This is a genomic window from Pseudomonas sp. ATCC 43928 (genome assembly GCF_005938665.2).
GTDB lineage: Bacteria > Pseudomonadota > Gammaproteobacteria > Pseudomonadales > Pseudomonadaceae > Aquipseudomonas.
On record NZ_CP041753.1, the window covers coordinates 255,809 to 281,155 of the forward strand.

The following is a 25,347-nucleotide window of genomic DNA, read 5'->3' on the forward strand; positions in this document are numbered from 1 at the left end:
CTTATTCCCGATTCGACGGGACCTTATAACGATCAAGGATGATCCATGTCGCTGTCTGCCTGTACGTCCGTTTCCCCTGCGGAACTGGAAGCCCGTTTACGCCTGCACCTTTTGCCTGGACTCGGTCCGGCACGTTTCAAGAAGTTGCTGGAGGCTTTCGGTTCTGCCTCCAAAGCCATCAGCGCACCGGCCAGCGCCTGGCGCGCGTTGGGCCTGCCCCTCGCTTGCGCGGAGGCCCGGCGCTGCAGTGAAATTCGTGATGGTGCCAGCCACGCATTGGCCTGGCTAGAGCGTCCGGGCCAGCATTTACTGATGTGGGACCAACCTGACTACCCCGCGCTGCTGGCGCAAATCAGTGATGCGCCGCCGCTATTATTCGTCGCGGGCGATCCGGGCATTCTGGAAAAACCGCAGTTGGCGATGGTCGGCAGCCGTCGCGCATCGCGACCGGGCATGGATACCGCCAGTGCGTTTTCCCGCAGTCTGGCCGGCGCCGGTTTTGTCATCACCAGCGGTCTGGCCCTGGGCATCGATGCCGCCGCGCATCAGGCGGCTCTGGACGTTGGCGGGCAAACGGTAGGGGTGCTTGGCACGGGACTTGAAAATTTTTATCCACAGCGCAATCGACGACTGGCGGACGCCATGATCGCCTCGGGAAGCGCGGTACTTTCGGAGTTCCCGCTGGACGCCGGGCCTTCCCCGGGCAACTTCCCCCGGCGCAATCGAATCATCAGCGGTTTGTCCCTTGGTGTGTTGGTGGTCGAGGCAAGTATTGCCAGCGGTTCATTGATTACCGCGAGGCTGGCGGCGGAACAGGGGCGTGAGGTGTATGCGATTCCAGGTTCGATTCACCACCCTGGCGCAAAGGGTTGCCATCAGTTGATCCGCGACGGTGCGGTGTTGGTGGAAACCATCGAACACATCCTTGAGGCCTTGCGCGGCTGGCAACGGCTGCCGTTATCCACAGAAACGCCGCAAACGACGGTAACTCATCCACTGCTCATGTTGCTCCACGCGGCGCCTCATACCAGCGAAGCCCTGGCGGTCACCAGCGGCTGGGCCTTGTCGAAAGTGCTGGCAGCGCTGACGGAGCTGGAGATGGATGGCCGGGCGGTCTGTGAGAGCGGTCGATGGTTTGCGCGGGTAAACTAGGTTTTATAAGGAAGATCGGTAAACTGCGCAGAGCCTTATTCCGGAGAGTTTTTTCATGGTTAACAGTTGGCGTGTGCAACAAGCCGCACGAGAAATTCGCGCCGGGGCGGTCATTGCCTACCCAACGGAAGCCGTCTGGGGACTGGGTTGCGACCCGTGGAACGAAGAGGCGGTGGATCGTCTGCTGATGATCAAGGGCCGATCTGTGGATAAGGGCCTGATTCTGGTGGCCGACAATATTCGTCAGTTCGACTTCCTGTTCGAAGACTTCCCGGAGTTGTGGATGGACCGCATGGCCAGCACCTGGCCGGGCCCCAACACCTGGTTGGTGCCGCATCAGAATCTGTTGCCCCAGTGGATTACCGGTGTGCATGAAACGGTGGCGTTGCGGGTCAGCGACCACCCTCTGGTGCGGGACTTGTGTGCGGTGGTCGGCCCGCTGGTGTCGACCTCGGCGAACCCTCAGGGCCGACCGGCGGCACGGACGCGGATTCGCGTGGAGCAGTATTTCCGGGGGCAGGTTGATTATGTACTCGGTGGCAATCTGGGCGGGCGCAAGAATCCGAGTGTGATTCGCGATCTGGCGACGGGGCATGTGGTGCGCCCGGATTGATGTGGCGAGGGGGCAAGCCCCCTCACCACAGTCTGGTGTCAGGGCAACAGAATCGTTGAACCAGTCGTACGGCGCGCCGACAACTCAGTCTGCGCCTTCGCTGCATCAGCCAGTGGATACCGCTGGCTGATGTCCACCTTCAGCTTGCCGCTGATGATCATCTCGAACAGTTCATCAGCCATGCGTTGCAGGTTTTCAGCATTGTTGGCGTAGGTCGCCAGCGTCGGCCGGGTCACGTACAGCGAACCCTTGGCCGCGAGAATCCCCAGATTCACCCCGTCGACTGCGCCTGAAGCATTACCAAAGCTCACCACCAACCCCCGAGGCGCAACGCTGTCGAGCGATGTCAGCCAGGTATCTTTGCCTACACCGTCGTACACCACCGGGACTTTTTTACCGTCAGTCAATTCCAGCACGCGTTGTGCGACGTTCTCATGGCTGTAATCGATGGTCGCCCAGGCACCATTGGCTTTCGCCAGGGCGGCTTTTTCCGCTGAACTGACCGTGCCGATCAGCTTCACCCCCAGGGCCTTGGCCCATTGGCAGGCAAGCGATCCGACGCCGCCGGCCGCGGCGTGAAACAGGATGGTTTCGCCACCCTTGAGCTCATAAGTCTGACGCAGCAGGTATTGCACGGTCAGGCCTTTGAGCATCACGCCGGCGGCTTGTTCGAAGCTGATGGCGTCCGGCAGGTGCACCAGGTTGGCTTCCGGCAAGACATGCACGTCGCTGTAGGCGCCCAACGGGCCACTGCCATAAGCCACGCGATCGCCAACCTTGAAGCGGGTGACTTCGCTACCGACTGCGTCGACCACGCCCGCGCCTTCGGCGCCCAGGCCCGATGGCAGGGCTGGCGGTGCATAAAGGCCACTGCGGTAATAGGTGTCGATAAAGTTCAGGCCAATGGCCTTGTTGGTCACGCGTACCTGTTGCGGGCCGGGCTCGGCGGGTTGGTAATCCACGTATTCGAGCACTTCGGGGCCGCCATGGACGCGGAACTGGATACGCTTTGCCATCTGCTCTCTCCTTAGGTCTTTGGCTTCTAGAGTCGTAGCGCCAAGCGCCCTATCGAACTCCCAAGCTTGATCTTCGTCAACTGCGGCAGGCTCGCCTGCGATGTTATGCTACGGACCCATTTGCGCCGGCCCCCCGCTCTGATGGAGCGCCGCGTAGCTTTGCCCGATTCAAGGTGATGCCATGACTACCCGCACCGAGGCCGTAAAAGCCTACCTGCTCGACCTGCAAGACCGTATTTGCGCTGCCCTGGAAGCCGAAGACGGCGGCGCGCGTTTCGTCGAAGACGCCTGGACCCGGCCTGCCGGCGGCGGTGGTCGCACCCGGGTGATTGAGAACGGCGCAGTCATCGAAAAGGGCGGCGTCAACTATTCCCACGTGTTTGGCAGCGGTCTCCCACCGTCCGCCAGTGCTCATAGGCCGGAACTGGCCGGTCGAGGCTTCGAAGCCCTGGGTGTGTCTTTGGTGATACACCCGCATAACCCCCATGTGCCGACGTCCCACGCCAATGTGCGCTTTTTCATCGCCGAAAAAGAAGGTGAAGAGCCGGTCTGGTGGTTCGGTGGTGGCTTTGACCTGACCCCTTATTACGGCAATGAAGAAGATTGCGTGCATTGGCACCGCGTCGCCGAACAGGCCTGCGCGCCGTTCGGCCCGGACGTTTACCCGCGCTACAAGGCCTGGTGCGACAGCTACTTCCACATCAAGCATCGCCATGAGCCACGGGGCATCGGCGGCCTGTTTTTCGATGACTTGAACGAGTGGGACTTCGATACCAGCTTCGCTTTCATGCGCGCCATCGGCGATGCGTTCATCGACGCGTACCTGCCGATCGTGCAACGCCGCAAGAATGATGCGTTCACCGCCAAACAGCGTGAGTTCCAGGAGTTTCGCCGTGGTCGTTACGTTGAATTCAACCTGGTCTATGACCGCGGCACGCTGTTCGGCCTGCAATCGGGCGGGCGTACCGAGTCGATTCTGATGTCGCTGCCGCCGCAAGTACGCTGGGCCTACGACTGGAAGGCCGAGCCGGGCAGTGAAGAAGCACGCCTGACCGAATACTTCCTGCAAGACCGCGATTGGTTGGCCAAGGCCTGAACGAGGAATTCTGATGGACCGTTATGTCGTATTCGGTAACCCGATCGGCCACAGCAAGTCGCCGCTGATCCACCGTCTGTTCGCCGAGCAGACCGGGCAGAAACTGGACTACAGCACCTTGCTGGCACCTCTCGACGATTTTTCCGGCTGTGCATTGGAATTTTTCCGCGAAGGCCGTGGGGCGAATGTGACAGTGCCGTTCAAGGAAGACGCCTATCGCCTGGCGAACAGCTTGACCCAGCGGGCGCAACGGGCCGGCGCGGTGAATACCCTGAGCAAACTGGCTGATGGCAGTCTGCTGGGCGACAACACCGATGGTGCCGGGCTGGTGCGGGACCTGACGGTCAACGCCGGATTCAGCCTCGCGGGCAAACGCATCCTGCTGCTGGGGGCCGGTGGTGCGGTGCGCGGCGCGCTGGAGCCGCTGCTGGCGGAGCAACCGGCGTCGGTGATCATTGCCAACCGCACCGTGGAAAAAGCCGAATTGCTGGCGCAATTGTTTGCCGATCTGGGGCCGGTGTCGGCCAGCGGTTTCGACTGGCTGCGCGAGCCGGTGGACCTGATCATCAACGCCACATCCGCCAGTTTGTCCGGCGATGTACCGCCGATTGCCGGCAGTTTGATCGAACCGGGCAAGACGGTTTGCTACGACATGATGTACGGCAAGGACCCAACCTCGTTCTGCCGTTGGGCCAGTGAACATGGGGCTGGCGTGTCGATGGATGGCTTGGGCATGTTGGCCGAGCAGGCGGCGGAAGCTTTCTATCTGTGGCGCGGTGTGCGCCCGGATACGGCGCCGGTGCTGGCCGAACTTCGCCGGCAACTGGCGCTGTAGTTCTGTGGCGAGGGAGCAAGCTCCCTCGCCACAGGTTATCTGTTTGTCAAAACAGTGGCGTTTAGTCCTCAAACCGGATCGGGCATTTCTCCGCGCCTTCCAGCTTCCTCAATTCCTCCACCACTTGCGGCCGTGCCTGCCGCAGAGTCAGGCTGCGATCCTGACGCAGCAGCCGTCGTGCTTCCTGGTGCAGCATTTCCACGCCCGAGTAGTCGATGAAGTTGATCTGCTGTGCTTCGATCACCACTCGCGGGCCTTGCATCCGTTGCAGGCGCACTTGCAGGTAATGGCTGGCGCCGAAAAAGATCGAGCCGCCGACCCTCAGGATGTCTTCGTCACCATTGCGCCAGTGCTGCACCCGTGGCTGTGAGGTGCGTTTGAGGTAGAAGAACAGTGACGCCAGCACCCCGGCGTAGATCGCCGTCTGCAACTCCAGCAACAGGGTGGCGACACAGGTCAGCGCCATGACCAGGAATTCGGCATGGCTGACCCGCAACAAGGCACGAATGCCGCGATGATCCACCAATCCCCAAGCGATCAAAAGGATGCTGCCAGCCATGGCCGGGATCGGGATGTGCGCAATCAATGCCGCACCGAAGATCGCGAACAGTGCCACCCACAGCGCCGAAAAAAACCCGGCCAGCGGTGAACAGGCGCCGGCATCGTAGCTCAGGCCCGAGCGAGTGAAGGAACCGGCGGACAGCGAACCGGAAAAAAACGCCCCGACCATGTTCGAGAAACCCTGGGCGCGAACTTCCTGATTGGCATCGAGCAACTGCTGCGAGCGGGCCGACAGGGAGCGGGCAATCGACAGGCTCGTCACCAGCCCGAGCATGCCGACCGCCACCGCACTGGGCAGCAGGCGCAATATCAGGTCCAGATCCAGCGGCAGCGAGCTGAAGGGCGGCAGCCGCCCGACAAACGCGCTGACCAGCTTCACATGACCGAACATCGCTGGCCACAGCCACACCAGCAATCCGCTCAGGGCCAGAGCGATCAACAGCGTCGGCCAGCGCGGCACCAGCAGTTTCAGCACGATGCCAACCGCGACCGTGGCCAGGCCCAGCAGCAGCGAGGGTTTGTCCACTTCGCCGAGATGATTGAGCAGCATCATCAAGCTGTTGAGCGCCGTGGCCTGGTTGGGCACATCCAGCCCCAGCAGGTTCGGCAGCTGCCCGATGGCAATCACCACCGCCGCGCCGAGGGTGAAGCCCAGCACCACCGAGTGAGAGACGAAATTCACCAGGGCACCGAACCGCAGCAAACCCAGTAACCACTGGAAAATGCCCGCAAGGAAAGTCAGAAGCAGGATCAGCGTGACGTAGTCCTGCGATGCAGGGACGGCCAGAGGACTGACGCTGGCATACAGGACGATGGAAATGGCCGCCGTAGGGCCGCAGATCAAATGCCATGACGAACCCCAGAGGCAGGCAATCAGCACCGGGATGATGGCGGCGTACAGGCCATATTCCGGTGGGAGGCCGGCGATCAGGGCGTAGGCAATGGATTGTGGCAACGCGAGAATCGCACCGCTCAGGCCGACGATCAGGTCACGACCAACGCTGGCGCGGGTTTGCCGGGGCAACCAGGTCAGGAAGGGAAAGAGTGAATGGCGGCTGGGGAAGGCCATGGGTCCTCTCGGTACGGGGTAAATCGTCAGGGTAAAGCATTGGCTCGTAGTGGGCAGATCATTGTGGCGAGGGAGCTTGCTCCCGCTCGGCTGCGCAGCAGTCGCAAATCCGGACAACTCGGTGAGGCTGATAAACCGAGTTTGCCGAAATGGGAGTGCTACGCCCTCCAGCGGGAGCAAGCTCCCTCGCCACAGCGGAACCTTACAACTTGGCTTTGACCGCCGGCAGAGCATCCTTGCCGTCCACGGTCTTCACGCCCTCCAGCCATTTATCCAGCACCACCGGATTGGCCTTGATCCACGCCTTGGCCGCGTCGGCGTTGCTGACCTTCTTGTTCACCACTTCGGCCATGATGCTGTTCTCCATTTCCTGAGTAAAACTCAGGTTGGTGAGCAGTTTGCCGACGTTCGGGCAGGCCTGTGCATAACCTTTGCGGGTCAGTGTATAAACACTGCCGGTGTCACCGAAGTACTTCTCGCCACCCTTCAGATAATGCATTTTCAACTGCATGTTCATCGGGTGTGGCGTCCAGCCGAGGAAGGTCACGAACTTCTGTTTCTTCACCGCGCGGGATACTTCGGCCAGCATCGCCTGCTCGCTGGACTCGATCAGTTTCCACTGGCCCATCTCGAAGTCATTCTTCTTGATGATCTCTTGCAGCGAAATGTTCGCCGGGGCGCCGGAACCGATGCCATAGATCTTCTTGTCGACTTCTTTGGGGTGTAGCTCGGCGTACTTGTTCAGGTCGTTAAAGTTATGCACACCCGCGTCCCAGACGTAATCCGGGACCGCCAGGGTGAACTCGGTGCCGTCGAGGTTCTTCGCCAGCTGCGTGACATCGCCGTTGGCCACGAACTTGTCGTAGAAGCCTTGCTGCGCCGGCATCCAGTTACCCAGAAACACGTCCACCTGGCCATCCTTCAGACCGCCAAAGGTGATCGGCACTGCCAGCGTGTCGACCTTGGCCTTGTAGCCCATGCCGTCCAGCAGAAACCCGGTGATGGCGTTGGTGGCGGCGATGTCGCTCCAGCCAGGGTCGGCCATCTTCACCGTTTCGCAGCTTTGCTCGGCGTAGGCCGAGGTGCTGCCCAGAGCCAGAAGCCCGACTGTCAGTACTGTGGATAACTTTTGCATGGACGTCCCCTTAACATTATTGGTTTTGGCAGGGTTGTGGATAACGGGCTTTACGCTCCAGATCGTCGAGGTCGATGTGGTTGCGCATGTACTGCTGACTGGCATCTACCAGCGGCTGGTGGTCCCAGCTCTTCAGCTTGCCGATGGTCAGGGCGTCGGCGACGAAACGCCGGCGTCGCTGACTGGCGAGCACCTGTTGGTGGATCGCCGGGATATTCCATTTGGCCCGTGCTTCGGCGAGAAAATCCTCGAACAGCTGACGATGTTGCGGCGAATGGCTGAGTTCTTCCTGTTCACTCGGGTCGTTATGCACATCGAAGAGCAGGCAAGGGTCGTCTTCGCTGTAGATGAATTTGTAGGCGCCGCGACGAATCATCATCAACGGGCTGATGGTGCCTTCGGCCATGTATTCACCGAACACCTCGTCGTGACCGCCCTGCCCTTGCAGGTGTGAAACCAGCGAGCGGCCGTCCAGCGGCAGGCCTGGCTCCAATGAGCCGCCGGCCAGTTCCACAAAGGTCGGCAGCAGGTCGGCGGTGGATACCGCTGCGCTGACCCGTCCGGCGCCGAATTGCCCCGGCGCGCTGATCAGCAGCGGTACGCGGGCGGCCATTTCGTACCAGTGCATCTTGTACCAGAGACCACGCTCGCCGAGCATGTCGCCGTGGTCACCGGAGAACACGATGATGGTGTCATCGATCAGCCCGGTTTCCTCGAGTGTTTGCAGGAGTTTGCCGACGTTGCTGTCGATATAGCTGCACGCACCAAAGTAGGCACGGCGCGCGTCGCGAATCTTATCCACAGGCAGCGGCTTGTCCCACAGGTCATAGACTTTGAGCAGGCGCTGGGAGTGAGGATCGAGTTCATCCTGTGCGGGTGTTTCCGGCAAAGGGATGTCGGCGTCGTCGTACAGATCCCAGAACGCCTTGGGAATCGTGTACGGGTCGTGTGGGTGCGTCATCGACACGGTCAGGCAGAACGGCTGATCGCCATCCTCGCGGATGTGATCGAACAGGTATTGCTGGGCCTTGAACACCACCTCTTCGTCGAAATCCAGCTGATTGGTGCGCACGCAGGGCCCGGCTTGCAGCACCGACGACATGTTGTGGTACCAGGTCGGCCGCACGTCCGGCTCGTCCCAGTTCACCGCCCAACCGTAGTCGGCCGGGTAGATGTCGCTGGTGAGACGTTCTTCATAGCCGTGTAACTGGTCCGGGCCGCAGAAGTGCATCTTGCCCGACAGCGCGGTGCGGTAACCGAGGCGCCGCAGGTAGTGGGCATAGGTCGGAACGTCGGCAGGGAAATCGGCCGCGTTGTCGTAAGCGCCGATCTTGCTCGGCAACTGACCGCTGACCAGGGTGAAACGTGACGGTGCGCAGAGCGGGCTGTTGCAGTACGCGGCGTCGAACACCACACCTTCGGCGGCGAGCCGGCTCAGATTCGGCAGTTTGATGGGCGAAGGGCCGTAGAACGGCAACATTGGCGCGGCCATTTGATCGGCCATGATGAAAAGAATATTTTTGCGCTTCATGTGATCGCGGCATTCCATAGTGGATATTTATGCGAGAGTGCTGTGATCGAGCATGCAACCCATGGAACTTGTGGTAAAGCCCACGCCAGGCAATGACTAGGATAAGCACAGCTTATGTATGACGCCCTCGGTGATTTGTCTCTGGACCTGTTGCGCGCCTTTGAAGCCGCGGCCCGCCAGCGCAGTTTCACTGCCGCTGCAGTGGAGCTCGGCACCACGCAACCGGCCATCAGTCAGCAGATCAAACGATTGGAGGAGCAGCTCGCTACACGATTGTTTGACCGCATTTATCGCGGTATCGAACTGACCGAGGCTGGCGCGATTCTGTTTGAGCAAGTTCGGCTCGGTTTACAGAATATCGACGCCGGATTGAGCGCGATCAGTGCACAGCAGCAACACGAAGTGTTGCAGGTGGCCACCGACTTCGCCTTCGCCGCGTACTGGCTGATGCCACGGCTGCACCGCTTCCATACCGCCCATCCTCAAGTGGACGTCAGCCTGGTTACCAGTGAGCGCAGCCACAACATGCTGCGCACTGATATCGATGTGGCGGTGCTGTTCGGCGATGGCCGGTTCAAGCAAGGCGAGAGCCATTGGTTGTTCAGTGAAGAAGTGTTTCCGGTGTGCAGCCCGCTGCTCTTGAAGGATCGTCCCCTGCCCTTGCCGGCTCAGTCATTGCTGGAGTTTCCGCTGTTGCACCTGCGTGGCGAACACAGCAGCAACTGGTTCGACTGGAGCGGCGTGTTTCGCGAACTGGGGATCACGTCGGCGCCAGCGCCGGGGCAACTGCGCTTCGACAATTACACCTTGCTGATTCAAGCGGCGATTGGCGGCCAGGGCGTTGCGATCGGTTGGCGGCACCTTGTGGATAACTTGCTGGCGCAAGGTCTGTTGTGTCGACCGATTGCCGAGACAGTGATTTCCAGGCTGGGTTATTACGTGGTCCTGCCCCAGCGCAAACGGCGCGGGGCGTTGATTCAAACATTTGTGGATTGGTTGATGGCGGAACAGGCCAGCAGTGCGCAATCGCTTAATGGTCTTCCTTTGCCATCGATTGCGGTATGAGGGCTTTACGGTTCCGAAGTCGCGACAAAATTCACATGCTGACCGACATGCAAATTCAGCCATAACTCATCGGCAATCCCGACGGCAACTCGGTTCAGCCGTTCCAGCGGTTCGGCCAGGCCAGGTTCCAGGCTCGTGCTGACGTGACTGAAATGCTCGATGGACAGTCCTGGTACGCCGCGTGGGGCATTCACCAGGGTCCAGTGCAATGGGCTGCTTTGCAGTGCCTCGCGGATTTCTTCTGCGGCGTGGCGTTGCAGTTCGTCTTCTATCTCCGGATCGTCCAGCACCTCGAAATCACCCACCACAAACAACCGCGCGATACCCGCGGCCTGCATGCCGTCAATCAGTGCATCCACTGCCAGCACCTGCTCGACCGGGCCAGGCACGATGGATTTTTCGATGTGTTCGCTGTTCATCGGCAACCCCGGCGCATCCAGCAGGCAGATCACCGCCGAACAGCCGGCCACGCTTTGCTTGACCCGTTTGGCATCGAACAGATTGCCGGCCTTGGTGCGCAATCCGGGGCGTGGCGCGAGTGCCGTCAGGTCATCGAGAATCGCGATCACTTCATGTTGGCGCCGCAGCATTTCCGCCATCAGCGCACTGCCCAGGCTACTCATGGCACCATAAAGCACTACCTTCACTACCGGGGTTTCGGCGTTTTTCATGGCTGTGCTCCGAACGTCCTGCCTATATAAAGTAAGACCTGTGGGGAACGGTGTGGGTTCGACCAGGTTCAAAGGGGTTTCAGATGCAACAGATCAAGGGCTACCACGCCCATGTCTATTTCGACGCCAATACTCTCCCGCAGGCCCGGGCCTTGTGTGAGCAGGCCGCACAATTGTTTCCACTGAAGATGGGCCGCGTGCATGAACGCCTGGTTGGCCCGCACCCGGACTGGAGCTGCCAATTGGCTTTCGAGCCGCAATACCTTGGCGAGGTATTGCCGTGGCTGGCGCTCAATCGCAAGGGGTTGGTGGTGTTCCTGCACCCGGAGACCGGCAACGATCTGCTCGACCACACCGAACACGCGATCTGGATGGGTGCGATCCGGCCGCTGGACCTGTCTTTTTTCTGATCAGAGTTGTTCTTCGGCCTCGCCAGGCAAATGTTCGTCCAGATGCAGCCAGGGCAACCGACTGTCCGTCCAGATATGCCGCTCGGCCGGCGCCTGCTCAGGGTGGTCAAGGGTGGCGATGGTCACGTCGACGCTTTCGGGACTGAGCGTTGTTACCAGCGCCAGCTGCGCCCCGCAGTTGGGGCAGAAATACCGCGTGCAAGTGGATGATGAGCCATACCGGGACGGTGTACCCGCGACCCAGGCAAATGCCGAGGCGGGGACGGTGATCCAGGTGGTCACGATCCCGCCGCTGACCCGCCGGCAAATCGAGCAATGGCAGTGGGCGATATCCTGCAATGGCCCGCTGAATTGATAGCGGATTTGTCCGCAGTGGCAGCCGCCAGTGTGAAGTTCGCCCATGTTTTTTCCTCCTGAGCCTGTGTTTACTGACTTTCAACCCGGCCGACGACCGGTCGTACATTCGGTCAATGCTTTCATCCGCGAAAGCTGGCTGAAAGCTTCCCCGATTAGGATCGCCTCACTGCCGGCAACAGACCGGTTGGCCAACGCGAGTGTTTCATTGCCCGCCCGGCCCATTTAACAACAACAATGGTGATTCTGATGTCCGCTCCTATCCGCCTCTTCGCTGCACCTCCGCCCGTACGTTTCGTGCTTCCCGTTCTGCGCTGACCTCATCGGTTCGCCCATTCCCTAGCCGCGCTACGCCTGGAGTATTCCTATGCTGACTTTCCTTGGCTTTGCCATGGTCATCACGTTCATGTTCCTGATCATGACCAAGCGCCTGTCCGCGCTGATTGCCCTGATTATCATCCCGATCATCTTCGCCCTGTTCGGCGGTTTCTCGCCGAAGATCGGCCCGATGATGCTCGAAGGCATCACCAAGCTTGCGCCGACCGGCGTGATGCTGATGTTCGCCATCCTTTACTTCGCCCTGATGATCGACTCCGGCCTGTTTGACCCGGCCGTGCGCAAGATCCTCAAACTGGTCAAGGGCGACCCGTTGAAGGTGTCGGTTGGTACCGCCGTGCTGGCGCTGATCGTGTCCATGGACGGTGATGGCGCCACCACTTACATGATCTGCGTGGCCGCCATGCTGCCGCTCTACAGCCGCATCGGCATGAGCCCGCGGATCATGGCCGGTCTGATCATCCTCGCCGGTGGCGTGATGAACATGACCCCTTGGGGCGGTCCGACCGCTCGTGCGGCCAGTGCGCTGCATGTGGACCCGTCCGCGATCTTCGTGCCGATGATTCCGGCGATGCTGGCCGGTGTGGTGGCGATTCTGGCGATTGCCTATGTCTACGGTAAACGCGAGCGTGCGCGTCTGGGTGAATTGCATCTGGTCGGTGATGAAATCGACCACAGCGAAATCAGCGTTTCGCAGTTCCCGGACGCCCGTCGTCCAAAACTGATCTGGTTCAACGGCGCGCTGACCCTGGCACTGATGGGCACCTTGATCGCCGGCCTGTTGCCGCTGCCAGTGCTGTTCATGGTGGCGTTCAGTATCGCGATGATCGTCAACTATCCTTGCCTGCAACAGCAGAAGGACCGCGTTGCGGCCCACGCCGGTAGCGTGTTGGCGGTGGTCGGGTTGATCTTTGCCGCGGGTATCTTCACCGGTATCCTGACGGGCACCGGCATGGTCGACGCCATGTCCAAGAGCCTGCTGGCAGTCATCCCGGATTTCCTCGGCCCGTACCTCGCCGTGATCACCGCGCTGGTGAGCATGCCGTTCACGTTCTTCATGTCGAACGACGCATTTTATTACGGCGTGTTGCCAGTGCTTGCTGAAGCCGCCAGTCATTACGGTATAACCGCGGTAGAAATGGCACGTGCCTCGATCGTCGGTCAGCCCGTCCACTTGCTGAGCCCGCTGGTACCATCGACCTACCTGTTGGTGGCCCTGGCCGGTATCGAATTCGGTGACCATCAGCGGTTCACCCTGAAGTGGGCGGTGCTGGTTTGCCTGTGCATACTGGTGGCAGCCTTGCTGATGGGGATCTTTCCGCTGTTCAGCACGCTATAAGCCAAGACTCGCCATGAGGGGTCCAGGCTTTGTTTGAAGCCTGGGCCCTTCGTGGTTTAAACACATCCTCAAAGGAATACACATGGAATGGCTGACCAACCCTGAAATCTGGGTTGCCTTCTTCACCCTGACCGCCCTGGAGATCGTCCTGGGCATCGACAACATCATCATGATCTCGATCCTGGTCAGCCGCATGCCCAAACACATGCAGGCGCGTACCCGGATCTTCGGCCTGGCGCTGGCCATGGTCACCCGGATTCTGTTGCTGCTGTCGATCACCTGGGTCATGCGTCTCACCGCGGACCTGTTCGAAGTGTTCGGCCAGGGTATTTCCGGGCGTGACCTGATCTTGTTCTTCGGTGGTCTGTTCCTGCTGTGGAAAAGCTCGCAAGAGATGTATCACGCGCTGGAAGGCGAGGATGAAACCAGCGACGAGCCAAGTGGCAAGGGCGGTAACTTCCTCTACACCATTATCCAGATCGCGATCATCGACATCGTGTTCTCGCTGGACTCCGTCATCACTGCCGTTGGCATGGTGTCCCACGTACCGGTCATGGTCGCGGCAATCATCGTCGCAGTGCTGGTGATGATGTGGGCTTCCGGCACCATCAGCGAGTTCATCGACAAGCACCCGTCGCTGAAAATGCTGGCGCTGTCTTTCCTGTTGATCGTCGGTACCGTGCTGATTGCCGAATCCTTCGATGTGCATGTGCCGAAAGGCTACGTCTACTTCGCCATGGCGTTCTCGCTGGCAGTGGAAGCGATCAACATCAGGATGCGCACCGCGATTGCGAAAAAACGCACACAGCAAGAGCCGGTGAAACTGCGCAAGGATGTTCCGGGTCAGTAACCCGAACACCCTGCTGTGACAAAGGGGCCTTCGGGCCCCTTTGTCATGTCTGCATCAAACTGTTTTCATGACAGTTTTGTTTCAATCGCTTCTTTAGCTATGCGATGCTGGCGTCCAGACCGTTAGCCAACTACAGCTTAAGTACAGAACGTAGAAGAACGCGGCATCGTTAACTTGCCCCGCTGGGGCGCTACCACCACAGGGGGCCTGTATGCTCACCCTGCTCAATTTATTATCGGCCGTGGCCTTGCTGATCTGGGGCACGCACATCGTCCGAACCGGCATCCTGCGGGTTTATGGCTCCAACTTGCGCCATGTGATCGGCCAGAACATGGCCAGGCGCTGGCTGGCGTTTATCGCCGGGATCATGGTGACCGCCATGGTCCAGAGCAGCAACGCCACCGCCATGCTCGTCACCTCATTTGTCGGTCAGGGCCTGATGGCGCTGACCCCGGCCCTGGCGACCATGCTCGGTGCCGACGTCGGTACCGCACTGATGGCGCGGGTACTGACCCTCGACCTGTCGTGGCTGTCACCGCTGCTGATCTTCCTCGGGGTGATTTTCTTTCTGTCGCGCAAGCAGACCCGGGTCGGGCAGATGGGGCGGGTCAGCATCGGTCTGGGGCTGATCATTCTGGCGCTGCAACTGATCGTCGAGGCCGCCACGCCGATCACTCATGCTCAGGGAGTGAAGGTGATTTTCGCCTCACTGACCGGCGACATCCTGCTCGATGCGCTGGTCGGTGCACTGTTCGCGATGATTTCATACTCCAGCCTGGCCGCCGTATTGCTGACCGCGACCCTCGCCGGTGCCAGCGTGATCAGCCTGCCAGTGGCCATCGGCCTGGTGATCGGCGCCAACATCGGCAGCGGCGTTCTCGCCTTCCTCAGCACCAGCATGCAGAACGCCGCCGGCCGTCAGGTGGCGCTGGGCAGCCTGTTGTACAAACTGATTGGTCTGCTGCTGATCATTCCGGTGCTCGATCCACTGGTGCACTGGATCGACAGCTTCGACTTCAGCGCTCAGGAAATGGTCATCGGCTTCCACCTGCTCTACAACACCGCGCGCTGCCTGATCCTGTTGCCCAGCGTCGGGCTGATGGCCAGGCTCTGTGCTTGGCTGCTGCCGGAGCGGCCGGACATCAACGGCACGGCCAAACCGCGGCACCTTGACCCGACGGCATTGGTGACCCCCAGCCTGGCGCTGGCCAATGCCGCCCGGGAAACCCTGCGCATCGGCGATCTGGTCGACAACATGCTCGAAGCCATGCTCGCCGTACTGCGTGGCAAACAGACCGCCGTTACCCAGGAAATCCGTCGCCTGACCGATGATGTCGAAGCGCTCTACAGCGCGATCAAACTCTATCTGGCGCAAATGCCTCGGGAAGACCTCAGCGAACAAGATAGCCAACGGTGGGCTGAAACCATCGAGCTGGCGATTAACCTGAAACTGGCCAGTGACCTGATCGAACGCATGCTGCGCAAGGTTCAGCAGCAGAAAACCGCGCAGCGGCGGTCGTTTTCCGAGGTCGGTCTGGAAGAATTGGCGGGCCTGCACAGCCAGCTGATTGCCAACCTGCGCCTGGGGTTGTCGGTGTTCCTCAGTTCCGATCCGGAAAGTGCTCGCCAGTTACTGCGTGAGAAACGTCGCTTTCGCGCACAGGAACGCCGCCTGGCCCACGCTCATGTCAGTCGTTTGCACCGTAAGATTGTGCAAAGCATCGAGACCAGTTCGCTGCATCTGGAGCTGATCGCTGACATGAGGCGCCTCAATTCGCTGTTTTGCAGCAGTGCCTATGCGGTGTTGGGCACTTCGGACACCGGTGCTCTGGCGGTCGACGATTTGGCTGACATCACTCATTCACCCTGAACGTCCACAGTTGCCTGAAGTCTGTTGTACTTACGCTGTCGTACGGAAACTCGTTATGCGCTGTCTGCTATTCGCTTGTCTGTTGCTCGGCGCCCTGCCCTCATTTGCCCTGGATCGCTTTCAGGTCGAGGGCTATACGCTGCCCAACGGTCTGCAATTGGTCCTCAAACCGGGCACCGAGCGCGGGCATGTGGCGATTCGGCTGGTAGTCGGCGTGGGTCTGGATGATTTCAACTGCGCCGACAAGGAGCTGCCGCATCTGCTCGAACACTTGCTGTTCAGCGGCATTGACGCCACCGGCGAAGGTGGTCTGGAGGAGCGCATGCAGGCCCTGGGGGGTGAGTGGAACGCTTACACCAGCAACGCCGACACCACGTTCGTCATCGAAGCACCGGCGAAAAACCAGCGTAAGGCCCTCGATCTGTTGTTGGCTCTGCTGACCCAGACCCGTATCGACGACAACGCTATCAACGTCGCCAAGCAGGTGGTCGAGCGCGAAGACGGTGGCCATTATTCGCACCTGCAACGCTGGCTGGATCGCCAGGACCTGGGCCACACCGCCAGTAATCAGTTGGCGGTGGAACTGGGCCTCAAATGCCAGGAGCGCGCCGAAGTCAGTCACCTGACCCGCGAGCAACTGGAGAAGGTGCGCAAAGCCTGGTACGCGCCCAACAACATGACCCTGATCGTGGTCGGCGAGCTCGACCGCCTGCTGCCGGCCTATCTGGAACGGGCGTATGGCGCGCTCGTAGCCGTCGAGCCTGCCGATCACCTGCCCTTGCCGACAATCCAGGCCAGCGCGGCCCACGAGCGTACTCTGAGCCACGGTTTTGTCGGTGGCGGCGCCAAGTTGCACTGGCTGGTGCCGGAACCGGTGCAGGAAGACCAGCCCGACGAAACGTTCGATCTGCTCAAAGACTACCTGGACTGGGCGCTTTATCGCCAACTGCGCCTGGTCCATGGGTTGTCCTATGGGCCCTCGGCCGAGCGTGAGGTGTTTGGCGGAGTGGGCTTCATGAGCCTGAACGCCGATCTTGAACGCGGCGACGTGCCGGCAGCTGAACAGGTGCTGGATGAGCTCAAAGCCGGTTTGCTCAAGGACGGTCTCGACGCCACCACCTTCGCCCGCCTCAAGCAGGCCGCCATCGCCCGTCAGGCCTGGGCCGTGCAAGGCAATAGCGCCCTGGCGGATTACTACTGGAGCGCCCTTGGGGACTACGAGGACGGCCATTTCACCAACCCGGCCAAGGCACTGCAAGAAGTGACGCTGGCCGAGGCGAACCAGGCGATGCGTGAGTTGCTGCTGCAACCGGGGTATTTGCGGATCGAGAAGCCGTTGGTGAGTTATGACCAGTTGATGTGGGCGATTGCCGGGGTATTTGGATTGATGGTGCTTGGGGCATTGGGTTGGCGTGTTCACCGCAGAAAGTAGTTATTTCCCTGTGGCGAGGGAGCTTGCTCCCGCTCGGCTGCGCAGCAGCCGTAAACCGGTATCGGAGATCTACTTGAAATTACGCGGTGGGTGGTTTTAGAGCCGCTTCGCGACCCAGCGGGAGCAAGCTCCCTCGCCACAGGGTTTGGGGTTGGTCAACGTAACCGGAACCCTCGCCACAGGCCCCCTCGGACGGTACCCTGTCGGGGATTTTTCCCACGACTATTGTGAACCGCCGAATGCCGACTCTGACCCTGTACATACAGCGCATCCTGGAATTGATGAAGCGCTACCCCGGGGTCATCGCGCTCGGCGGTTTCATTTCCGGGGTCGGCAGCTTCATCTTGGTGGATCGCCAGCAAGGCCTGGCGACCTGGATCACCACCATCATGCTGGTCAGCTGGGTCTGGCTGATGCTGGAAAACAGCCTCACTGAGTTGTTCGCCAAGGTCTTCAAGCGCGAAATACCCCAGCCCCTGCTGCGTTATGCGACGCAGATGATCCATCAGGAAAGCCTGTTCTTCGTCCTGCCGTTCTTTTTCATCACCACCACCTGGAACAGCGGCCAACTGTTTTTCACGGGGTTGTTGGGCATGGCGGCGTTGATCTCGATCACCGACCCGCTCTACTACAAATGGCTGGCGCCGCGCCGCTGGGCGTTCCTGGCGCTGCATACCCTGACCCTCTTCGCCGCCCTGCTGACCGCCCTGCCCGTCATCCTGCACCTGACCACCTCCCAGAGCTTCAAACTGGCGCTGGGCATCGCCATGGTGCTGTCGTTCCCCAGTCTGGCGTCGATCTTCCCGATTCGGACCGTGCGCAATGCGTTGGCGATCCTCAGCATCACCGTTGGCATCGGCGCTGTCGGCTGGGTGCTGCGTTCCTGGGTTCCGCCGGCCACCCTGTGGATGACCGATGTGGCGATCAGCACCCAAATGCAGGACCGCACCCCCGGCAAGAGCCTGGAAGAAGTCAGCGCCGAGCAGATTCGTGGCGACGGTTTGTACGCCTACACCGCGATCAATGCCCCACGGGGGCTGGACGAGCGGATTTATCACGTCTGGATGTTCAACGGTAAAGAGGTCGACCGCATCCCTCTGGATATCCACGGCGGGCGCAAGGAAGGCTACCGCGCCTGGACCCATAAGCAGAATTTCCCCGGCAATCCCGCGGGTAAATGGCAAGTTCGGGTGCTCACCGAAGACGGCCAGTTGATCGGCGTGCTGCGCTTCAAGGTCATGGACAGCACACCCATCAAAGATAAGTAACGCGGTTCGTGCTATTAATCTGGTCTGCGCAATTGCCGAACAAGCAGGAGCTTATGACCAGCAGCACAACGCCTGGCAATGTCCGACTGGATACCTCGCACATCCCTGCCCTGCTGCGGGTCACGGGTGACTGGACGCTCGCTCATTACGCCGATCTCAGCCACCTGAGCGAAAAGCTCCGTGGCCAATACGACAACAACACCCCCATCGACCTCAACGGCCTCGGTGCCCTGGACACGGCGGGTGCATCGCTGTTGGTGGAGTTGCTGGGTTCCGAGCGTCTGGGCAAGTCCGCCGAACACCCTGATTGCACCCTTTCCTCCGCCGATCGCGCCTTGCTGCAGACGGTGTATTGCTCGCTGACTGATTTCTGCGTACCGATCAAAGAGCCGGAAATCAGCGTCGGCATTCAACTGCTGACCCGTATCGGCCGTGCGGTCGATGCGGTCTGGCAGGACGCCCTGCAGGTGCTGGGTTTTGTCGGCCTGATCCTGCAAACCATCGCGCGCGGGCTGTTTTGTCCCAAGCGCTGGCGCCTCACGCCGATGGTCGCGCACATTGAGCAGACTGGCCTCGACGCCGCTCCCATCGTCGCCCTGCTGACCTTTATGGTGGGCGCCGTGGTAGCGTTTCTCGGTGCGACTGTGCTGGCGAGCTTCGGCGCGAGCATTTTTACCGTGGACCTGGTGGCGTTTTCTTTTTTGCGCGAATTCGGCGTGTTGCTCACCGCGATCCTGATGGCCGGCCGCACCGCCAGTGCGTTCACCGCGCAGATCGGCTCGATGAAGGCCAACGAAGAAATCGATGCGATCCGCACCCTCGGCCTCGACCCGATGGAGTTGCTGGTGGTGCCGCGGGTATTGGCGTTGCTGGTGGCGCTGCCGATGCTGACCTTCCTGGCGATGTTGTCGGGGATTGTCGGCGGTGGCGTGGTGTGTGCGCTGTCGCTGGATATATCGCCGGCGATGTTCCTGTCGCTGCTGCAATCGGACATCGGCGTTCAGCACTTCCTGGTGGGGATCGTCAAAGCGCCGATTTTTGCGTTCCTGATCGCCGCCATCGGCTGTCTTGAAGGCTTCAAGGTCAGCGGCAGCGCCGAGTCCGTCGGCGCGCACACCACGTCGAGTGTGGTGCAGTCGATTTTCGTGGTGATCGTCCTCGATGCCGTGGCCGCATTGTTTTTCATGGAGATGGGCTGGTGAGTCGTCTACCCCGAGCGCCTTCCGAGGCGGTGATCGAAGTCCGTGGGCTGTGCAATCGCTTCGGCCGCCAGAGCGTGCACGAGAACCTCGACCTGGATTTGTACAAAGGCGAAATTCTGGCGGTGGTCGGCGGTTCCGGCAGCGGCAAATCGGTGCTGTTGCGCAGCATCGTCGGCTTGCGCCAGCCCAGCGAAGGGCTGGTGAAGGTCTTCGGCAAGAACTTGCCGAGCCTGTCGGAGCACGAGCGTTCGCTGGTCGAGCGGCGCTTCGGCGTGTTGTTCCAGAAAGGCGCCCTGTTCTCTTCGCTGACAGTGACCGAGAACGTCGCCCTGCCCCTTATCGAACACGCCGGCCTGAGCCGTACCGATGCCGAGCACCTGGCGGCGGTGAAACTGGCATTGGCCGGATTGCCCTTGTCGGCGGCCGACAAGTACCCTGCTTCACTGTCTGGCGGCATGATCAAGCGCGCCGCCCTGGCCCGGGCGTTGGCGCTGGACCCGGACATTCTGTTTCTCGACGAGCCCACCGCTGGTCTCGACCCGATTGGCGCGGCGGCGTTCGATCAATTGATTCTGACCCTGCGCGACGCGTTGGGTTTGAGTGTGTTTCTGGTCACCCACGACCTCGACACGCTCTACACCATCACCGACCGGGTGGCGGTGCTGGCGCAAAAGAAAGTACTGGTGGCGGATGCCATCGACAAGGTTTCGGAAACCGACGACGCGTGGATTCACGAATACTTCCATGGCCCTCGCGGCCGCGCGGCGCTGACGGCCGCTAACCAGCTCAACGAGGTCTGACATGGAAACCCGAGCCCATCACGTATTGATCGGCCTGTTCACCGTCATAGTGGTGGCAGGCGCCCTGCTCTTCGGTCTGTGGCTGGCCAAGTCCAGCGTCGACACCGAATTCAAGGATTACGAAATCGTCTTCAACGAGGCGGTCAGCGGTTTGTCCAAGGGCAGCGCCGTGCAGTACAGCGGGATCAAGGTCGGCGACGTAGTGACGCTGCGCCTGGACCCGAACGATCCACGCCGGGTGTTGGCGCGGATCCGCCTGGGCGGCGATACCCCGATCAAGGAAGACACCCAGGCCAAACTGGCGCTGACCGGGATCACCGGCACCTCGATCATTCAGCTCAGCGGTGGTACACCGCAAAGTCCGACGCTCAAGGGCAAGGGCGGCAATTTGCCGACCATCGTGGCATCACCCTCGCCTATCGCCCGTTTGATGAGCGACAGTAACGATCTGATGACCGGTGTGAACGTGTTGATGCAGAACGCCAATCAGATGTTTTCTTCGGAAAACGTCGAGCGCATCAGCAAGACCCTTGAGCATCTGGAGCAAACCACCGGCATCATCGCCGACCAGCGCGGCGACATCGGCCAAGCCATGCAGCAACTGGCGTCGATCAGTAAACAGGCCTCCGCCACACTCGAACAAACTGCTGGGCTGATGCGCAACGCCAACAGCCTGCTCAACGATCAGGGCAAGCAGATGTTCGGCAGTGCCGAGCAAGCCATGAAGTCCCTGGAACGGAGCAGCGCGACCATCAACTCATTGCTCACCACTAATCAGGATTCCCTCAACAACGGCATGCAGGGCCTCAATGGCCTGGCGCCGGCAGTGCGTGAGTTGCGCGACACCTTGAGCTCGCTGCGCACCATTTCCCAGCGGCTTGAGGCCAACCCCAGCGGTTACCTGCTGGGCAGTGACAAGAACAAGGAGTTCACGCCATGAAGCTGATCCCGTTAGCCTTGGCTGTCGGTTTTGCCCTGACCAGTGCCTGCTCGATTCTGCCCAAGTCCGAGCCATCCGATGTCTACCGGTTGCCCTCGGCCCAGAGCGGCGCACCGGCCAATCACAGCACGGCGCTGCACTGGTCGCTGCGGCTGGCCAAGCCGCAGACGAGCGAAGCCTTGAACACCCCGAAGATCGCCGTGATCCCTCAGGGTGACCTGATCAGCAGCTACAAGGCTTCCCGCTGGAGCGACCCGGCGCCGGTGCTGCTGCGCAATCGTCTGCTCGATGGTTTCCAGCGTGACGGTCGGGTGCCGTTGCTCAGCACCGATGACAGCAATTTGCAGGCGGACCTGGAGCTGGGCGGCAACCTGCAGGCGTTCCAGACCGAATACCAAGGCACGACGGCGAGCGTGGTCGTGCGGCTGGATGCATTGCTGGTGCGTGGGTATGACCAGCGCATCCTCGCCAGTCGGCGCTTTGAAGTACGCCAGCCGTTGAGCGATGTGAAGGTGCCGGCGGTGGTCGCCGGGTTCGGCCAGGCCAGCGACCAGTTGACGGCGCAGGTGGTGGCCTGGACGGTGGAGCAGGGTCAGAAAGTCGTGCCGCCGCTGAGGCCCTGAAGCCACCGCTGTGGGAGCGGGCTTGCCCGCTGCCACAGGGTTTTCGTTTAACCGAAGAACCAGTAGCAAACCCCGATGGCCCCCAGCACCCCGCCAAGCTCCGCCAGCAGCGCACAGCCCACCGCATGCCGTGCACGCTGGATGCCCACCGCGCCGAAATACACCGCCAAGACATAGAAGGTCGTTTCGGTACTGCCCTGGACTGTCGCCGCCACCAGCGCCGGGAAGCTGTCCACCCCCTCGGTCTTCATGGTTTCGATCAGCATTGCCCGGGCGGCACTGCCGGAAAAGGGTTTGACCAATGCGGTCGGCAAGGCATCGACAAAGCGCGTGTCCCAACCGGCCCACGCCACCAGGTGACGAATCCCGTCCAGACCGAAGTCCAGCGCCCCGGACGCCCGCAGCACGCCCACGGCGCAGAGCATTGCCACCAGATATGGCAGCAGGTTCTTGGCGACGTCGAAGCCTTCTTTGGCGCCTTCGACGAATGCCTCGTAGACCTTCACCTTGCGTAATGCGCCGATGATCATAAACAGCATGATCAAGCCGAACAGCGTCACGTTGCCGAGGACCGATGACAGGCTCGCCAGCGCGGTCGCCGAGAGCGTCGCCAGCAGTGCCATGAAGCCGCCAAGGGCGAGGGCGCCGGGAATCAGGTATGCCAGCACCACCGGGTCCCAGATGCGCAGGCGTTGCATGAACGCTACGGTCAGGAAGCCGACGATGGTTGAGCAACTGGTGGCGAGCAGGATCGGCAGGAACACCAGCGTCGGATCGGGCGCGCCTTGCTGGGCGCGGTACATGAAGATCGTCACGGGCAGCAGGGTCAGGGAGGAGGCGTTGAGCACCAGGAAGAGGATCTGCGCGTTGCTGGCGATCGTTGCACTGGGGTTGAGCTCTTGCAGCGCCTTCATGGCTTTGAGGCCGATCGGTGTGGCGGCGTTGTCCAGGCCCAGGCCGTTGGCGGCGAAGTTCAGGGTGATCAGGCCGATGGCGGGATGACCGGCCGGCACTTCCGGCATCAGACGCAGGAACAGTGGCCCCAGCGCCTTGGCCAGCCACTCGACGATCCCGGCCTTCTCGGCGATCCGCAGAAAGCCCAGCCAGAGGGTGAGGGTGCCGAACAACAGGACCATGACCTCAACCGACAATTTGGCCATGGCGAAAATACTTTCCACCATCGCCGCAAAGATCCCGGCGTTACCACCGATCAGCCACTGCGCCAGCGCCGATACGGCTGCCACGATGAAGAAGCCAAGCCACAGGCCATTAAGCATCAGTCAAATCCCCCGGAAGATGCGGCGAATGATAGCGGGGTAGGCAGAAACGACAAACCCCGGATTTCTCCGGGGTTTGTTGGGGGCTCTTGTGGGAGCGGGCATTAGTTGCTGGAGGTTTCACCAACCGGCAGCTTTTCCTTGCTGCGCCAGTGCGGCAGGGAGTTCCAGTAGCGCTGGCCCTTGGCGTCGTCGTACATGCCTTCCCAGCGCGAGATGACCAGCACGGCCAAGGCGTTGCCGATCACGTTCAGCGCGGTGCGGGCCATATCCATGATGCGGTCGACACCGGCGATAAATGCCAGGCCTTCCAGCGGAATACCGACGCTGCCCAGAGTGGCCAGCAACACCACGAAGGACACGCCCGGTACGCCGGCGATGCCTTTGGAGGTGACCATCAGGGTCAGCACCAGCAGCAATTGCTGGCTGATCGACAGGTCGATGCCGTACAGCTGGGCAATGAAGATCGCCGCGATGCTCTGGTACAGGGTCGAACCGTCGAGGTTGAACGAGTAGCCGGTCGGTACCACGAAGCTGCAAATGGCTTTCGGCGCACCGTAGGCTTCCATCTTCTCGATCACGCGCGGCAGCACGGTTTCGGAACTGGCGGTGGAGTAGGCCAGGACCAGCTCATCCTTGAAGATGCGCATCAGCTTGATCACCGAGAAGCCGAACAGGCGAGCGATCAGGCCCAGCACCACGAAGGCGAAGAAGGCGACGGCGAAGTAAACCAGGACGACCAGCTTGGCCAGTGGCAGCAGGGAGGCGAAGCCGAAGTTGGCCACGGTCACCGCGATCAGTGCGAACACGCCGATCGGGGCGTAGTTCATGATCATGTGGGTGACTTTGAACATGCTTTCCGACACGCCCTGGAACATCTTCACCAGAGGTTCGCGCAGGTCCGATTGCAGGCTCGACAGACCGAGACCGAACAACACGGAGAAGAAGATGATCGGCAGCATCTCGCCGCGCATCATGGCCGCAAAGATGTTCGACGGGATCAGGTTGAGGATGGTTTCGATGAACGCGTGTTCATGCTGAACCTCGGCAGCAGTGGCTTGGTACTTGGAAATATCCACGGTACCCAGGGTGCTCATGTCGATGCCGCTGCCCGGATGGACCACGTTGGCCAGCACCAGACCGACCAGAATGGCGATGGTGGTGACGATCTCGAAGTAAATGATGGTCTTCAGACCGATACGCCCGAGTTTTTTCGCGTCCCCAACGCCAGCGATGCCGACGACCAGCGAGGAGATTACGATCGGGATCACGATCATCTTGATCAGACGGATAAAGATATCGCCTGCTGGTTGCAGGACGTTGCTGATCCACCAGGCCTTTTCAGCGCTGAAGTGGTTGAGCAGTGCACCTATTGCTATCCCCAGAACCAGACCGATGAGGATCTGCCAGGCGAGGCTAAGCTTTGCCTTCTTCATATCTTTACCCTTACTTGCGTTTGACTCAGGCTGATGCATGAACTGCAACGCTCAATGGCGAAGCCGTCTTGCACCAACCCCCGTATAAGGTCCCCGCGAGCGAGCATTTACAGCTCTCTGGCAGCGAAAAAGGCGCAACTATTCCGATGCGGGGAAGCGCCGTCTAATGCCGTAAACGCCTACCCTATGCCGAATCGGCATGAGATTTTTCAACTGAAACCCACGTCCCAGCCGGTTCGAATGCGACATTTCGGCAGGTATAAGTGCCGTGAACCGGCCATTTCAGCGCCGGTTGATGTTTTTTTGAACCAGTGAAAATTTAGGAGATGTCCTACGTTCGACTGCGATTTTTCTTCTCATGAAAGTCAGAGCTTTCTCGATATACGGTCACGAAGAAACACCGCGAAACGGTTTTGCGGGGAATATGCAGCAAGAACATATGAGCAGAATGCTCTAGATCAACGTT

Annotated in this window: 23 protein-coding genes; 15 read left to right on the top strand and 8 right to left on the bottom strand. The window is 60.5% G+C overall.

The annotated features are described in order from the left end of the window. Positions 1 to 45: 45 nt before the first annotated feature. Entirely contained in the window at positions 46 to 1,152 is a 1,107-nt protein-coding gene (gene dprA, locus FFH90_RS01165; protein WP_111453121.1) for a DNA-processing protein DprA, read from the top strand. Positions 1,153 to 1,207: 55 nt separating this feature from the next. Further along, positions 1,208 to 1,765 (top strand): L-threonylcarbamoyladenylate synthase, encoded by a 558-nt coding sequence (locus tag FFH90_RS01170; protein ID WP_018927304.1) that lies wholly within the window; start codon positions 1,208 to 1,210, stop codon positions 1,763 to 1,765. Positions 1,766 to 1,803: 38 nt separating this feature from the next. On the opposite strand, the gene FFH90_RS01175 is transcribed toward FFH90_RS01170, so the two are convergent. Then, a complete protein-coding gene (locus FFH90_RS01175) occupies positions 1,804 to 2,781 on the bottom strand; it encodes an NADPH:quinone reductase (protein ID WP_019580323.1) in 978 nt (325 codons plus the stop codon). Between the two features lie 181 nt (positions 2,782 to 2,962). Here FFH90_RS01175 and hemF point away from each other — a divergent pair, with 181 nt between their 5' ends. Together hemF and aroE are read left to right on the top strand one after the other, a co-directional pair. After that, a complete protein-coding gene (hemF, locus tag FFH90_RS01180) occupies positions 2,963 to 3,877 on the top strand; it encodes an oxygen-dependent coproporphyrinogen oxidase (protein WP_018927302.1) in 915 nt (304 codons plus the stop codon). 13 nt (positions 3,878 to 3,890) lie between these two features. Then, positions 3,891 to 4,712, top strand: a complete 822-nt coding sequence (gene aroE / locus FFH90_RS01185) for a shikimate dehydrogenase (RefSeq protein WP_018927301.1) — start codon at positions 3,891 to 3,893, stop codon at positions 4,710 to 4,712. 61 nt (positions 4,713 to 4,773) lie between these two features. Here aroE and FFH90_RS01190 read toward each other — a convergent pair whose 3' ends face one another. From FFH90_RS01190 to betC, 3 genes are all read right to left on the bottom strand, one after another. Beyond that, a complete protein-coding gene (locus tag FFH90_RS01190; RefSeq protein ID WP_111453122.1) occupies positions 4,774 to 6,342 on the bottom strand; it encodes a SulP family inorganic anion transporter in 1,569 nt (522 codons plus the stop codon). A 202-nt stretch (positions 6,343 to 6,544) separates the two neighbouring features. Then, positions 6,545 to 7,477 carry a choline ABC transporter substrate-binding protein gene (gene choX / locus FFH90_RS01195; protein WP_138866570.1) on the bottom strand — a complete coding sequence of 311 codons (933 nt, stop codon included), beginning with the start codon at positions 7,475 to 7,477 and terminating at the stop codon, positions 6,545 to 6,547. Positions 7,478 to 7,493: 16 nt separating this feature from the next. After that, the gene (betC, locus tag FFH90_RS01200; protein WP_111453123.1) at positions 7,494 to 9,008 is read right to left on the bottom strand and encodes a choline-sulfatase; all 1,515 of its coding nucleotides are present in this window, start codon (positions 9,006 to 9,008) and stop codon (positions 7,494 to 7,496) included. Positions 9,009 to 9,122: 114 nt separating this feature from the next. Between betC and FFH90_RS01205 the strand changes: the two genes are divergently transcribed. After that, a complete protein-coding gene (locus FFH90_RS01205) occupies positions 9,123 to 10,073 on the top strand; it encodes a LysR family transcriptional regulator (RefSeq protein ID WP_064615658.1) in 951 nt (316 codons plus the stop codon). A gap of 5 nt (positions 10,074 to 10,078) precedes the next feature. Here FFH90_RS01205 and FFH90_RS01210 read toward each other — a convergent pair whose 3' ends face one another. Next, a complete protein-coding gene (locus FFH90_RS01210; RefSeq protein WP_018927296.1) occupies positions 10,079 to 10,744 on the bottom strand; it encodes an NAD(P)-dependent oxidoreductase in 666 nt (221 codons plus the stop codon). Positions 10,745 to 10,827: 83 nt separating this feature from the next. On the opposite strand from FFH90_RS01210, the gene FFH90_RS01215 reads away from it, so the two are divergent. Continuing rightward, entirely contained in the window at positions 10,828 to 11,154 is a 327-nt protein-coding gene (locus tag FFH90_RS01215; RefSeq protein WP_138866571.1) for a DOPA 4,5-dioxygenase family protein, read from the top strand. Here the strand turns inward: FFH90_RS01215 and FFH90_RS01220 are convergent, their stop codons facing one another. Beyond that, complete coding sequence (locus FFH90_RS01220) at positions 11,155 to 11,556, bottom strand: GFA family protein (RefSeq protein WP_111453125.1); 402 nt, start codon at positions 11,554 to 11,556, stop codon at positions 11,155 to 11,157. Between the two features lie 319 nt (positions 11,557 to 11,875). On the opposite strand from FFH90_RS01220, the gene FFH90_RS01225 reads away from it, so the two are divergent. The 9 genes from FFH90_RS01225 (at position 11,876) to FFH90_RS01265 (ending at position 22,168) form a co-directional block, all read left to right on the top strand. Beyond that, positions 11,876 to 13,183, top strand: a complete 1,308-nt coding sequence (locus tag FFH90_RS01225) for a CitMHS family transporter (RefSeq protein ID WP_018927294.1) — start codon at positions 11,876 to 11,878, stop codon at positions 13,181 to 13,183. An 82-nt stretch (positions 13,184 to 13,265) separates the two neighbouring features. Continuing rightward, positions 13,266 to 14,033, top strand: a complete 768-nt coding sequence (locus tag FFH90_RS01230; protein WP_018927293.1) for a TerC family protein — start codon at positions 13,266 to 13,268, stop codon at positions 14,031 to 14,033. 211 nt (positions 14,034 to 14,244) lie between these two features. Further along, entirely contained in the window at positions 14,245 to 15,903 is a 1,659-nt protein-coding gene (locus FFH90_RS01235; RefSeq protein WP_018927292.1) for a Na/Pi cotransporter family protein, read from the top strand. 55 nt (positions 15,904 to 15,958) lie between these two features. After that, positions 15,959 to 17,335: a pitrilysin family protein gene (locus FFH90_RS01240; RefSeq protein ID WP_138866572.1), complete on the top strand. Its 1,377-nt coding sequence runs from the start codon at positions 15,959 to 15,961 to the stop codon at positions 17,333 to 17,335. A 239-nt stretch (positions 17,336 to 17,574) separates the two neighbouring features. Beyond that, a complete protein-coding gene (locus FFH90_RS01245) occupies positions 17,575 to 18,603 on the top strand; it encodes a DUF5924 family protein (protein WP_028940067.1) in 1,029 nt (342 codons plus the stop codon). Positions 18,604 to 18,656: 53 nt separating this feature from the next. Then, positions 18,657 to 19,805 carry an ABC transporter permease gene (locus FFH90_RS01250; protein WP_018927289.1) on the top strand — a complete coding sequence of 383 codons (1,149 nt, stop codon included), beginning with the start codon at positions 18,657 to 18,659 and terminating at the stop codon, positions 19,803 to 19,805. After that, on the top strand, positions 19,802 to 20,605 hold the full coding sequence (locus FFH90_RS01255; protein WP_018927288.1) for an ABC transporter ATP-binding protein: 804 nt from the start codon (positions 19,802 to 19,804) through the stop codon (positions 20,603 to 20,605). Before FFH90_RS01250 ends, FFH90_RS01255 begins: the two co-directional genes overlap by 4 nt. Before the next feature lies 1 nt (position 20,606). Further along, positions 20,607 to 21,545 carry an MlaD family protein gene (locus tag FFH90_RS01260; protein ID WP_018927287.1) on the top strand — a complete coding sequence of 313 codons (939 nt, stop codon included), beginning with the start codon at positions 20,607 to 20,609 and terminating at the stop codon, positions 21,543 to 21,545. Next, complete coding sequence (locus FFH90_RS01265) at positions 21,542 to 22,168, top strand: ABC-type transport auxiliary lipoprotein family protein (RefSeq protein ID WP_138866573.1); 627 nt, start codon at positions 21,542 to 21,544, stop codon at positions 22,166 to 22,168. Before FFH90_RS01260 ends, FFH90_RS01265 begins: the two co-directional genes overlap by 4 nt. Positions 22,169 to 22,215: 47 nt before the next feature. On the opposite strand, the gene FFH90_RS01270 is transcribed toward FFH90_RS01265, so the two are convergent. Together FFH90_RS01270 and gltP are read right to left on the bottom strand one after the other, a co-directional pair. Further along, positions 22,216 to 23,445, bottom strand: coding sequence for a nucleoside recognition domain-containing protein (locus tag FFH90_RS01270; protein ID WP_138866574.1), 1,230 nt, complete (start codon positions 23,443 to 23,445; stop codon positions 22,216 to 22,218). 104 nt (positions 23,446 to 23,549) lie between these two features. Next, positions 23,550 to 24,881: a glutamate/aspartate:proton symporter GltP gene (gene gltP / locus FFH90_RS01275; protein WP_018927284.1), complete on the bottom strand. Its 1,332-nt coding sequence runs from the start codon at positions 24,879 to 24,881 to the stop codon at positions 23,550 to 23,552. Between the last annotated feature and the right edge of the window lie 466 nt (positions 24,882 to 25,347).